At 36.6% G+C, this 11745-nt stretch carries 13 protein-coding genes and 1 riboswitch; of the genes, 10 read left to right on the top strand and 3 right to left on the bottom strand.

Going from position 1 to position 11745, the window contains the following annotated elements; all coding sequences use genetic code 11:
• The first annotated feature begins 22 nt into the window (after window positions 1–22).
• On the top strand, window positions 23–820 hold the full coding sequence (locus tag N0B48_RS07050) for a hypothetical protein (protein ID WP_259837829.1): 798 nt from the start codon (window positions 23–25) through the stop codon (window positions 818–820).
• A 52-nt stretch (window positions 821–872) separates the two neighbouring features.
• Window positions 873–1051, top strand: a riboswitch (cobalamin riboswitch).
• A 116-nt stretch (window positions 1052–1167) separates the two neighbouring features.
• Window positions 1168–1551, top strand: coding sequence for an acyl-CoA thioesterase (locus N0B48_RS07045; protein WP_034728864.1), 384 nt, complete (start codon window positions 1168–1170; stop codon window positions 1549–1551).
• 415 nt (window positions 1552–1966) lie between these two features.
• Here N0B48_RS07045 and N0B48_RS07040 read toward each other — a convergent pair whose 3' ends face one another.
• The gene (locus tag N0B48_RS07040; RefSeq protein WP_259837827.1) at window positions 1967–2557 is read right to left on the bottom strand and encodes an HD domain-containing protein; all 591 of its coding nucleotides are present in this window, start codon (window positions 2555–2557) and stop codon (window positions 1967–1969) included.
• 214 nt (window positions 2558–2771) lie between these two features.
• Window positions 2772–3452 (bottom strand): XAC2610-related protein, encoded by a 681-nt coding sequence (locus tag N0B48_RS07035; protein WP_259837826.1) that lies wholly within the window; start codon window positions 3450–3452, stop codon window positions 2772–2774.
• Between the two features lie 296 nt (window positions 3453–3748).
• Between N0B48_RS07035 and N0B48_RS07030 the strand changes: the two genes are divergently transcribed.
• The 8 genes from N0B48_RS07030 (at window position 3749) to N0B48_RS06995 (ending at window position 11274) form a co-directional block, all read left to right on the top strand.
• Window positions 3749–4078 carry a PadR family transcriptional regulator gene (locus tag N0B48_RS07030; RefSeq protein WP_259837825.1) on the top strand — a complete coding sequence of 110 codons (330 nt, stop codon included), beginning with the start codon at window positions 3749–3751 and terminating at the stop codon, window positions 4076–4078.
• 11 nt (window positions 4079–4089) lie between these two features.
• Complete coding sequence (locus N0B48_RS07025; RefSeq protein WP_259837823.1) at window positions 4090–5805, top strand: PspC domain-containing protein; 1716 nt, start codon at window positions 4090–4092, stop codon at window positions 5803–5805.
• 310 nt (window positions 5806–6115) lie between these two features.
• The gene (locus tag N0B48_RS07020; protein ID WP_259837822.1) at window positions 6116–6718 is read left to right on the top strand and encodes a 1-acyl-sn-glycerol-3-phosphate acyltransferase; all 603 of its coding nucleotides are present in this window, start codon (window positions 6116–6118) and stop codon (window positions 6716–6718) included.
• 57 nt (window positions 6719–6775) lie between these two features.
• On the top strand, window positions 6776–7207 hold the full coding sequence (locus N0B48_RS07015; protein ID WP_034728852.1) for a PaaI family thioesterase: 432 nt from the start codon (window positions 6776–6778) through the stop codon (window positions 7205–7207).
• A 102-nt stretch (window positions 7208–7309) separates the two neighbouring features.
• Window positions 7310–8305 (top strand): hypothetical protein, encoded by a 996-nt coding sequence (locus tag N0B48_RS07010; protein ID WP_259837818.1) that lies wholly within the window; start codon window positions 7310–7312, stop codon window positions 8303–8305.
• A complete protein-coding gene (locus N0B48_RS07005) occupies window positions 8305–9399 on the top strand; it encodes an RNA polymerase sigma factor (protein ID WP_259837815.1) in 1095 nt (364 codons plus the stop codon). Before N0B48_RS07010 ends, N0B48_RS07005 begins: the two co-directional genes overlap by 1 nt.
• Complete coding sequence (locus N0B48_RS07000) at window positions 9386–10285, top strand: hypothetical protein (protein ID WP_259837814.1); 900 nt, start codon at window positions 9386–9388, stop codon at window positions 10283–10285. The genes N0B48_RS07005 and N0B48_RS07000 overlap by 14 nt, the downstream gene beginning before the upstream one ends.
• Before the next feature lie 23 nt (window positions 10286–10308).
• Complete coding sequence (locus tag N0B48_RS06995; RefSeq protein WP_259837812.1) at window positions 10309–11274, top strand: chorismate-binding protein; 966 nt, start codon at window positions 10309–10311, stop codon at window positions 11272–11274.
• Between the two features lie 275 nt (window positions 11275–11549).
• Here N0B48_RS06995 and N0B48_RS06990 read toward each other — a convergent pair whose 3' ends face one another.
• Window positions 11550–11744, bottom strand: a complete 195-nt coding sequence (locus N0B48_RS06990; protein ID WP_034728849.1) for a hypothetical protein — start codon at window positions 11742–11744, stop codon at window positions 11550–11552.
• Window position 11745: the final 1 nt, after the last annotated feature.

Below are 11745 nucleotides of genomic sequence, written 5' to 3'. Positions count from 1 at the left end.
AGGGATCAAAAAATTTCATCAGATGATTTCCGTAAACAGAGCATTGTACCTCTCCGCTTTCAGTCTTTTTTCTTTAACATTTGTCAAAGGACAGAATAAAGTTCCTTTCGGTGTTGTAAAAGCTGAGGAAGGCTACGCCAATGTGCGTGTCCACAAGGATAACTACAGAAAAATCGTAGACAAGATCCGTATGCGTAAGGGGGATGTATTTGTTTATGTAAAACCTGCTCCGGGAGAAACGGAATGGATCTGGATCAAATATCCGGAAAAACAGGATGAAGAAAAACCTTTCGTGAGATATGAGAATCTTGAGAAGGAAGGGATGGTTAATAAAGAGCGTATTGCCTTTATTGACCAGCTGCCTCAATTTACGCCTTCGAAATCCAAGAACGGAAAATCACTTATTTTTACCGATAACAGCAATCCTAAAATACCAACATCTCAAAGAACCAAAGTGGTGATCGATGTTTATCCTTCTAATGCAGGTTACAGAAAGCAGGAAAAAGATACGGACGGAAAGATCCTTACCATTGATAAAATAAAACCGTGGGGAATCAAGGACACGCTTCCTGAAGGAATGACGGAGATTAAATCGATCCGAATTCAGCAGCCAGGAAGAGGTTCTGTTTTTGTAAGGGAAGCTATTAAAAATATGTTCCAGCCTACTATGGATTTCAGTAATGTCGGGGTAACGGCTCTTGACAATGATCACATCTATCTTTATATGATCAATGGTTCCGGTGAGAACAGGTATGTCACGCTCTGGGCCATCAAGGAAGGAAGGGTGATGAGCCAGATTATTTACAATAGTCCGGAATAATTACTGTTTTTCGCTGTAATATTCTTATTTTTGCCCTGAAAAAGTTTAACGCTTATTCATCACAGAAACTGGTTCTGCTTAACGCAGATTAAAAGGGAACCGTGTGAAAATCACGGACTGTCGCGCAACTGTAAGTAACTGAAGTCTTTATCAAGAATCCACTGTGCAGGGCACGGGAAGGAGATAAAAGATGTTACAAGTCAGGAGACCTGCCTATTTCTTTAAACAAAAAACTTTCGCGATTTGAAGTTTATTGATCTGATGGACTGCTTCAGGAATTTCTATGATTCCTGTCATTGTTCTGTTATTTTGATCTATTTCATTTCGCATTAATATAATAATGAAATATGACTACAGAAGAAAGAATTGCAGCATCCGAAACCAGAATTTTTAAAGCGGTTTTCCCAAACACAACCAATCATTACGATACTCTTTTCGGAGGTACGGCCATGCAGCTGATGGATGAAGTAGCTTTTATCACAGCTACCCGTTTTGCCAGAAAAAGAGTGGTTACCGTAAGCAGCGATAAAATCGACTTTAAAAAGCCCATTCCGGCAGGAACTATTGTAGAACTGATCGGGAAGGTTTCTTACGTTGGAAAAACCAGTATGAAGGTGAATGTAGAGATCTACACGGAGCAAATGTACTCTTATGAAAGAGAAAGAGCCATTGTGGGGGATTTTACTTTTGTGGCGATTGATGAATCTAAGAAGCCAATCAGAATACTATAATTGATGGGTTTCAGGGCGGCCTGCGGCCACCCTGAAACCATTACTAGATTAAATTCATTTTAATTTGTTCTTTTGCCTTGAAGCAAAATGAACCAAAAATTCAAGACTAGAAACTTGCACTAAAAATGAAATCTGTTCTCTAAAAACTCTAAACTCGTGCGGTAGCCATCTATATTAAGAATCACATTTTGTTCCGCACTCAAACAAAAGAGTTTTCTTAACGTTCACAGAATTCATTTTTTTAACGCTACAGTTTCTTAGGTCGGTTTTGAGTCTGCAAATAAATGGACTACCTTTTATATTAATAGAATTCAATGATGTCTAAGTGTTTCAGGGCGGCCTGCGGCCGCCCTGAAACACTCTATAATCTGCAAAAACAGCAATTTAACAATCCTTATTTTGCTTTTCAATCAATCTATCTGACTACCTTATCTGTATCCAAACTTCTGTTCAGCAGCGTTTCAAAAGCCTCTCCCATCTCATCAGATGCTCTTGTAATGGCATTTTCCAGCATATTTCTGATCTGTTTTTCAGTCACACCGGCTTCTGTCCAGCTTTTTCCTGAAGTGTGGGAATTTAAGATGAATGGCATGATACGGTCAATAGAGCACGCGAAAATAGCATCCGGCGTGTTTTCTTCCTCAAATTCCAGCCACAATTCAAAGAACTCTGTACGTAAAGGTTCATCCAGGATTCCAAAGATTTTCTGAGCTGAAATCTTTTCTCTTTCAAATTTCCCGACCATGGCTTTTTCATCAAAAAGGAAAGTATCTCCGGCTTCTATTTCTACCAGATCATGGATGGAGAGCATTCTTATGACCCTTAAAAGATCAATATCCGCGCGGTTTTTAGCGTATGGATAAAGAATCTGCGCCAGGATAATGATCTGCCATGAGTGTTCTGCTGTATTTTCTCTTCTGGAATCATCGGCATTGTAATTTCTTCGCTGTACGTTTTTCAAGGCATCTACTGCCAGGATAAAATCGATCTCCTTCTGTATTTTCATTTCTTTTTTATTATTTAATCCGAATTGGGATAAAGTATTTTGTTTTATGTGGTATCAGAGAGTTTGGTAACCTCAATTAATAAGGTTGAGACTGAGGTAAAGGCTGAGAGAAAGATTAACAGTGATTTGTATTTTCAACACTAAAACCTGACTACTCTCAAAACCGGTCAACTCGAAACTCGAAAACTCTCTGACTCTCCAACTCTAGTTCAGACTATTCGGTTGTTTTTTTAACCACCCATTTGTTATTGATCTTCTCTTTTATAGTGACTTTAGCCGGTTCCTCGCTCATATCTCTTATTTTTTCGTAAACCAGATCGAGTCCTTTATTTGGGATCACCTGATATTCGTAGGTGTACAGTAAAGAAGCGCCGGATCTTGCGTAAGTGGTTAATCTTTTACGTTTGGGATCTACATCAAACATTCCCTGGTAGGAGCTGCCAATTTCGGTAAGTTCTTTACTTAAGACAAATTGATTTCTGGTAGAATTAAAAACGTAAACATCATACGAAGCACTTCCGTAGTTTCCTCCACTGCCGTTTCTCAGGGCGAAATCTTCCGTCCCGTCAAAATTGAAATCATCAAACACCAAGGGATCGTCATGCATCAATCCGGAAGTAATTGGCATTACCTCTATTTTTGAAGGTCTGAAATCTTCTTTAAAATACAAAACCATATCATTTGAAACGAGTGTCTGTATTTTTTCTCCGTTTTTATTGAATAGGGTAACGTTTGCTTTATGCCTGCACTGATCGGTAAGACATTCTTCTACATTAATTTCGGCGTTGTATTTTTTGGAGGCGTCTTCAACAGCAAAGCGGTATTGTCCGAAGCACAGCGGTCCCAACAGCAGTAATGCGGATAAAGGCAGGTAAAGTAAAGAGGTTTTTGTCATTTGGTATAACATTAATTTTAATATCTCCTGAAAATTAAGAACAAAAATACGAATCACCAGCCACAATTTGTCATTTTTTTGGGTGATTTTAACCTGATCTTCAATTATCCAAATTTTGATTTAAAATTTATTTAACTGAAAATCAATTACTTAATCTATTTCTTTTAAAAATTTCACTACTTTGTATTGCATATTACCATTTTAATTACATATCTTTGTAATGTAAAATCGGAATAGGTTCATCTAGCTAGGAACATTATTCTGAAAATATAACTAATTAACAAAACTTATTAAAGATGAATACTGAAAATACCAAAGCGCAAATGCGTAAAGGGATTCTGGAATTCTGTATTTTAAGTCTCATCAACCTTCGTGAAATGTATGTTTCCGACTTAATCGATGAGCTTAAAAAAGGAAAACTGGATGTAGTGGAAGGAACCCTCTATCCTCTCCTTACAAGACTGAAAAACGGCGAGTTCCTTTCCTACAGATGGGAAGAATCTACAGGAGGACCACCAAGAAAATATTACCAGATCACAGAAAAAGGAAAGCTTTTCTTGGACGAACTTCAAAATACATGGGCTGAACTGACAGCGTCAGTAAACCAAATCACTCAAAAAATTTAAAAAACAAAGCTATGAACAAGACACTCTCAATAGGACTCGCAGGTTTTTCTTTCACTATAGAAGAACACGCATATATAAAGCTCAGCGATTACCTGAATGCACTGAGAAGCTCATTGGATGCTTCAGAGGAGGAGGAGGTAATGCATGATATAGAAATAAGAATGGTAGAAATCTTCAGAGATTCTTTAGGAAAACGTGAAGTGATCAACGATACCGACGTAGAAAAAGTAATCGCACAGATCGGATCTCCTGAAAAAATCGAAGAACAGGAAGAAGCTTACTATTCTGAAAAGAATACCAAAAGAACACACCAGGCAGGTGCTGAATATACAGACAAAAAACAATTGTTCCGTGATCCGGAAAGACAAAAAATCGCCGGAGTATGCGCAGGACTTGCTCACTATGTAGGAATGGATATTACGGCAATGAGAGCTATCTGGCTGGGAATCTTCGTACTGGGTATTTTCACAGCAGCGATTTCTTCTTCACTGATCGGCCTTCTGTACGTGATTCTTTGGATTGTACTTCCAAGAGCAGAAACAGCTGCAGATTTTTTGAAAATGAAGGGAAAGCCTATGAACTTCGACAATCTTAAAAGTGAATCCAACAAACTGGTTCAGTTTGCGAACGAATCTACTCAGAGAGTCGGAGAAATGTACACTGAATCCAAGCCTTATATTGATAATGCAGGAAGCGGAGTATGGAATATCCTGAAATACTTTGTAGGATCAATCTTTGTACTTATGGCGATAGGAAGCATCATCGGTATATTTGTGATCTTCGGACTGTTCGGTATGGATGCAGATTTTCCAGGAGCCAATGAAATGAGATTCTATATGGATGACAATGGTCTGGACAAAGTGCTGGTCGCTATTATGATCATCGGATGTCTGATTCCTACTATTCTCTTCAGCTTATTGAGTATCCGTATATTTTCACCAAAAACCAAGCTTAGAAATATCGGATGGGTAATCGGAGGACTTTTCCTTCTGCTTATCGGACTTGGAACTTATTTCGGAGTAAGTATGGCTAAGAAAAACCTGATCTACAAAGGAAGCAAAGAAGACACGGAAAATATTGCCATCAACACAACTTCTGACACGCTTTATGTAGATGTGAAACAAGTCAATATTCCACAAAACTTCACCGCTTACGACGACGATATTTATTCTGATAAGAAAACGGTTTACAAAGAAGATTATATCTCTGTAGAAGTAACGAGAAAACCTGAAGTGAAAACGCCTTACCTGATCATTAAAAAAGAAGGAAACGGTTATAATGTTCCTGTTCAGATCAACGTACCTGTAGAAATCGTAGGAAATAAGGTAATGCTTCCTAACTACATCAAGTATCCTTACGAGCACAGATTCAGACATTACAGAGTAGACTACGAACTTGTCATTCCTCAAAGTGCAGTGGTGATTCCAGTGAAAAAAGACGGAATTGATTTCGACGGAGATCTTAACGGAGACGGTATCAATGATGACGATCAGGACAGAGACGAGGACGGACACATCAGAATCGAAAAAAATAAGATTTCTGTAAACGGTTCTACTATTGAATACAACTCTGACGATAAAGACAGCATCATCATCAACGGGAAAAAAGTTCCCAGCTCCCAAGCTGATGAAGTGATGGATTCTATGAAGTCTAGCATCAAAAAGATGAATAAAAATGTAGACATCAAAATCAAAGACGGGAAAGAAATCTCCATACAAACTAAATAATTAACTTCAGAGAGTGCAGGAGGTGTGAATGGAAGGCAACCGTTTGAAATTCACACTCTTCTTCTCTCAGAACCTGAAAAAAAATATCATTATTTAGTTCGCTATGTTAAAAAAATGTTATACATTCGTGTAGTTAAAAAAAATTAACCAATCATTAAAAAAACACCTTAGCCATGGTACAAGTTGCATTAGAAATTGTAATGAAGATCGCAGATTTAATCAGCGGTTTGTTTTAAGAGCGATAATATTTCAATATATTTGTAAAGTATAACCTGTTTGGTTATACTTTTTTGTTTTAATCTAAAGATATATGAGAAAACTGATAGGTAAATTAATGTTAAAGATGCTGGGCTGGAAAGTCGTCCTGCAGGGCGATGTAAATAGCCTGAACCGATGTATCCTCGTGGTGGCACCACATACCCACAACATGGAATATTTATTGGGAAATCTTGCCTATTGGTCTTTAGAAAGGCCTTTGAAAATCATCATCAAAGATTCCCATACGAAAGCCTGGTACGGAAGTGTGGTAAGAGGACTTGGAGGTATCGGAATCGACAGAAGTCAGAAAAATGACCTGGTGAATTTCGTGGCCAAACAGTTTGAAAAAGAAGACTTCAGTCTTGTAATTACGCCGGAAGGAACCAGAAGCTGGGTTCCGAAATGGAGAAAAGGATTCTACCATATGGCATTAGCGGCAAAAGTCCCAATTGTACTGGCAGCAGGAGATTTCAAAAGAAATATTGTTTATCTGGGCTATACCATTCCTTACGAAAGAATCGCTTCTGTTCCATTTTCCGAGATTATGGAAGAGATCCAGAATTATTACATTAAAAATGATATCGGACCCAAAATCCCTGCTAACTGGAACCCGAATATTATGGGAACAGGCAGTGAAGATGAAGCCAAAAGCTAGAAGCCAAAAGGCATCTTCCGATTATCAATTATCATTCATTATTTATCATTTATACTCATGAAAGGTCAGACTAAAGAAGAGCTCCTTGTTTTCCTAAACAGTTGGGGAAACGGGGTAACATTAGCCAAAACACTTGAAATACAATTCATCGATATCGACGTTGAAAATGAAACCCTGACCGCTACAATGCCGGTACAGCCAAAAGTACATCAGCCGTTCGGGATTCTGCACGGAGGAGCAAGCTGTGTGCTGGCAGAAACACTGGGATCAAGCCTGTCTAATATTTTTATCGACGGCAGTAAATATTATGGCGTAGGAACGAATATCAATTCTAATCACCTTAAAAGCAAAAAAGACGGAATAGTGACGGCTACAGCCCGTTTTATCCGAAAAGGTAAGACGATGCACGTTTCCGAAATTGAAATCAGGGATGAAAAAGGAATACTCATTAATCATACTACGATGACGAATAATATCATTCTGAAGTAGAAAAAATTCAATTAAAAATAGAAGACTCAATTTTTTTGAGTCTTTTTTTATATACTTGCTGCAACCTTTTTCTTTTTTGTCATCTTATAAGAAAAAAAGATTATGAAAAACTTATTTTTACTCTTGTTACTTACTTTTCTGATTTCGTGCCAAGATACTGATCCTGATCCCGTGCAAAAAAATGTGGCATCATTTGATGTTTATATTGCAGGCAGAGAAAATAATAAAGCTTGTTATTGGAAAAATAATGTTAAAGTAGATTTGGTAAATGGTAATAATATTGATCCAAAAAAAATAATTGTTGAAAATAACAATGTGTACGTTTTTGCAGATGGAAGTTTCTGGAAGAATAACACAAAATATGACTTATACTCCTATTTAGGCGTGCCATCTAATAGTATATTACAAATCAGAAATTTTTATGTTAAAAATAATGATATTTATGTAGTAGGAAATATAAGAGGAACAGCTATATATCCCATTGAACATTGTTATTGGAAAAATGGAGTAAAAAATGTATTAATCACAGAGACAAACTCTAATACCGGTGGATACCTTACTGATATCACGGTCCATAACAGTGATGTTTATGTTCCTGTCATAAAATATCCGGCTCCTAATAATTCAGAAATCGGTTACTATAAAAATAATAATTATACATCCATTATACAAAATAATTCATTAGCTCATGGTATAGAATCTAATACGAACGGTGTATTTATGGTTATCCATAATACAAATGCCCATGCTTCTTATTATAGAAATCTGCTTACTAATACTAATCATTATACATCTTCCGGAGGCCGGGTAAATATAGTGTTAGACAATAATGATATCTATTCTTTTTTTGGACAGGCTTATTATAAGAATGGAAATACAATTCCAATAAATAATCCTAATGGATATAATGATATAGCAGATTTAAAGGTATTAGCAGGTAATACATATATGATTTGTCAAATGCTTTCTCAAGTAGGTTCGATTAATATTGCCCAGAAGGTTTTCATAAATGGAATAGAAACACAACATATAGTACATACAGCTAATAACGTTCCTTTGGGAAATGCTTTTACATCTATTTTTGTGGTACAAAACTGATGCAATTCAACTGGCAAAAAATATATCGTGAAAATTCCCCAAAACTTTTGGGGATTTGCCGTAGATATGTACAGGATGTTTGCACGGCTGAAGATATTGTGCAGGATAGTTTCATTACTGCCATACAGAAAAATCATCAGCTTAAAGATGAAAAGACTCTATTTGCATGGCTTAAAAAAATTGTAGTGAATAATGCTTTACAATATCTCCGAAAATCCAGTAAAGAAGTTTTCCTTACCAGCGAACTATCAGAAATCTCAGATACCTCTACCGAAATGATTGCATCCTCTGTAATTGACGAAACAAACCACATTTTAGCTTACAATTTTACAAGAGAAGAGCTCTTAAAATCTATAGACAGCCTGCCTCCTCATCACAAATCGGTTTTCAACTTATATTATATTGAAAACTATTCACATGCGGAGATTTCAAGCGTATTGAAAATTCCTGTCAACACCTCAAAGTCACATTTAATGAGGGCAAAAAAATTTGTTCAAAATTATTTGACGACCCATTTTATCAGCAGTGAAACTCAAAAAAACAAAACTTCTCAGCTTTTAATTTTCTTGGGATTTGGAGGACTATTGTGGGCGCAGACTTTTAAAAGTAAGTTTTCAGATTTTGCTATTTCGCCATCCAAAAGTTTTGAAATCCCCTCTGATATTCCGCTTAATACGATCTCATTGACATCAAATAATTTTTGGAAACAAAAAATGATTATCGGATCTACTCTTTTCATTATTATCGTTGGATCTGTTTTATTATTTAGTCCAAAAAACTCTTTAGTGAAAGCACTTCAATCCAATATCTCAGATTCTAAATCAGAAGAAAGATACTTCTCACCCCCTGAAGCTAAAACAGATAATGAAACTAAAACAGATCCGGAAGAAGCTTTAAAACATACCTCAATCTCTCAGAAATCAAATTCAGAAACCAAGAAAGATGCAGAAACAGATAATTCCTCTACTATTAAGACAAAAAACATAGTATCTTCAAAAAATATAATAAAAAAAGATTCCGCTGATTCCGCTTCTCATAAAGTGATTGTTGTAAAAAAAATCATTCAGAGAGACACTATTTATGTTGAGAGATAAACCCATTATGCCTGTAAAAAAATTAATCTTCATCATTTCTTTTCTTATTCTGTATCCTCTTAATGCCCAGAGAAAAAAGACAGATACGCTTTATGTGTATGAAAAAGTCATTGTTTATGACACCATTTATTTAGAAAAAGCCCTAAAGGTAAAACCGGTTGGCATCCATTCCAAAACTTCTGCGATTATTGATCCCATTGCCGCAGATAATAAGTACATTACAATTACAGACACAACAAAAGGAATAATCGTTAAAACACTAAAATTCGATTTTGGTGTGGAGGCCGGAATCGGGTTAAAAAACAGCAGCTGGGCTAGAGAATCATCTGAAAACAGCCAGCAAACAGGATTCAATGCAGGAATCTGGATTTCAAGAAGTATTTATAAACGATTTTCAATGATGCTTTCCGCGCATGTTTATTACTGGAATTCTACTTTTGACCTCGATGCCAATAAAGCAGAAACCTGGCTGGACGGCTATTATTTTACAGAAGACAAACAACCGCTTCTGTTCCAAAAATTTAATGATAAACATCTGGAATACGCATTACAGCTGAAATTATTCTATGAATGGAAAAAATTCAGACCTTTTATAGGTATTTTGGCCAATCAGAATGTCTACAAGATGCAGTTTATGGTTCCTGAAAACAATGTTCTGAACAAGCTTGATGATTTTAAGTCTGAAGAAATCAACTTCGGATATTCATTTGGAATACAATACCGGATCATGCGCGAATTTCTTCTGTCTTTAGAGTATCAGGAATATAAAATGAGGAATATTTCGTTAAAAAACTCTGCATTTAATTTTGACATTTTTAAGACTAATAATACCTTTGCTGAAAGGAAAATCAACCTGGGAATTTCCTATACTATTTCCAGCTGGTGATTTTCAAAATCTATCTATAATTAATGATTTATTTCAAACTTCCTTTCGACGAAAAATTATATTCAACAGATCAGAAACAAGACAAAGAATCCGTGGGTTTTCAGTCTTTTGATCTTTTGAGACAGATTATTTTTGAAGGTAATATCATCAATGCTTCCGGGCAGTTTGAGCATGATACCATTACTAATGAAACCCTGCTGAAAGATGAAAGCCATTTCAATGAAGAGACCAAAGACGAATATATAGAAACTATTCATCAGGTCATTGAGGTCATTAAAGACCATGAGCTTCCTAAACTGGTCTACGCAAGAAGGAAAATCTTCATCGCCTTTAACGGAATCGATTTTAAGGAAAGTTTTAAAAAGCTCTGTACGTCTTATCCCAACGCATTCAGATATATCTTCAATGACGGACAGAATGCCTGGATGGGTGCTTTTTCAGAGACTCTGGGGAAATTCAATAAAACAACGCATCAGTTTGAAACCATGAGTCTTGCCGGAACACTTCCGGTATCTGAAGAATGGACGGAAAAGGAAATTGAAGAGCAAAAACCCGTCACTTCTTATATCAAGGATATTCTTGAAAATTACTCGGAGAACATAGAAGTATCGGAAACTTACGATCATATCTCAGGAAATATCAAACATCTCAGGACAGACTTCAAGGCCCGTATACAACCTGAAGATCTCGACAGCCTTATTCATGATCTCCATCCTACTCCGGCAGTGTGTGGAATTCCAAAAGATTTCTGCAAACAAAACATTCAGAAGTTTGAAAAATTTCCACGTGAATTTTATGCCGGCTTCATTAAAGTAGAAACCGATGAAAATGTCATGTATTTTGTCAATCTTAGATGCGCAAGGCTTTATAGAGATTCCGTACACATTTTTGTAGGTGGCGGTATCACTGCACAGAGCGACGCGGAAAAAGAGTGGCGTGAAACAGAGCTGAAATCGGAGGCTGTATTAAAGAATCTTGTGATTTCTTAGGGTGAGAGGTGGCTTCGAGTGCCTCAGCCACCCAGAGATTTTTGCCTTATTATTCCTGGATGTACACTTAATTTTATAAAGCGCACTTGGTGGCTGAGGCCCTCGAAGCCACATTCACCAATATCATACAGACTGGTGGCTGAGGCCCTCGAAGCCACATTCACCAATATCATACAGACTGGTGGCTGAGGCCCTCGAAGCCACCAGCAAGAAAAAACAAAAAACCTCTTTCAAGCGAAAGAGGTTTTATTATATAGAATAATGTGATTCTGAGATTATTTCTTCACTCCAATTCTGCTCCATGTATCTAACACGAAAAGCAAAATCAAACCGAGAACTGCTGAAGCGATTGAAAATACAAACTTCAGGTTATCTTCTGATAAAAGATCCGTCTGCCAGTCTAATGCATAAAGATTGATGGCAATAAAAACGATAAACACAACTAGAAATACTTTATAAAACTTCTGCATG

The sequence above is a fragment of the Chryseobacterium herbae genome, from assembly GCF_025154075.1.
Taxonomy (GTDB): Bacteria; Bacteroidota; Bacteroidia; order Flavobacteriales; family Weeksellaceae; genus Chryseobacterium; species Chryseobacterium herbae.
The sequence above is the reverse complement of the archived record's forward strand: the minus strand, read 5'-3'. Positions and strand labels throughout refer to the sequence as shown.

What these genes read in the sequence shown, in the direction of transcription:
- N0B48_RS07005 (WP_259837815.1), top strand. Translation starts at nt 8,305, where the DNA reads ATGCAATTCAACTGGCAAAAAATATATCGTGAAAATTCCCCAAAACTT.
- N0B48_RS07040 (WP_259837827.1), bottom strand. Translation starts at nt 2,557, where the DNA reads ATGAAAATACAGAAGGAGATCGATTTTATCCTGGCAGTAGATGCCTTG.
- N0B48_RS07025 (WP_259837823.1), top strand. Translation starts at nt 4,090, where the DNA reads ATGAACAAGACACTCTCAATAGGACTCGCAGGTTTTTCTTTCACTATA.
- N0B48_RS07010 (WP_259837818.1), top strand. Translation starts at nt 7,310, where the DNA reads ATGAAAAACTTATTTTTACTCTTGTTACTTACTTTTCTGATTTCGTGC.
- N0B48_RS07030 (WP_259837825.1), top strand. Translation starts at nt 3,749, where the DNA reads ATGAATACTGAAAATACCAAAGCGCAAATGCGTAAAGGGATTCTGGAA.
- N0B48_RS06995 (WP_259837812.1), top strand. Translation starts at nt 10,309, where the DNA reads ATGATTTATTTCAAACTTCCTTTCGACGAAAAATTATATTCAACAGAT.
- N0B48_RS07000 (WP_259837814.1), top strand. Translation starts at nt 9,386, where the DNA reads ATGTTGAGAGATAAACCCATTATGCCTGTAAAAAAATTAATCTTCATC.
- N0B48_RS07035 (WP_259837826.1), bottom strand. Translation starts at nt 3,452, where the DNA reads ATGACAAAAACCTCTTTACTTTACCTGCCTTTATCCGCATTACTGCTG.
- N0B48_RS06990 (WP_034728849.1), bottom strand. Translation starts at nt 11,744, where the DNA reads ATGCAGAAGTTTTATAAAGTATTTCTAGTTGTGTTTATCGTTTTTATT.
- N0B48_RS07045 (WP_034728864.1), top strand. Translation starts at nt 1,168, where the DNA reads ATGACTACAGAAGAAAGAATTGCAGCATCCGAAACCAGAATTTTTAAA.
- N0B48_RS07020 (WP_259837822.1), top strand. Translation starts at nt 6,116, where the DNA reads ATGAGAAAACTGATAGGTAAATTAATGTTAAAGATGCTGGGCTGGAAA.
- N0B48_RS07015 (WP_034728852.1), top strand. Translation starts at nt 6,776, where the DNA reads ATGAAAGGTCAGACTAAAGAAGAGCTCCTTGTTTTCCTAAACAGTTGG.
- N0B48_RS07050 (WP_259837829.1), top strand. Translation starts at nt 23, where the DNA reads ATGATTTCCGTAAACAGAGCATTGTACCTCTCCGCTTTCAGTCTTTTT.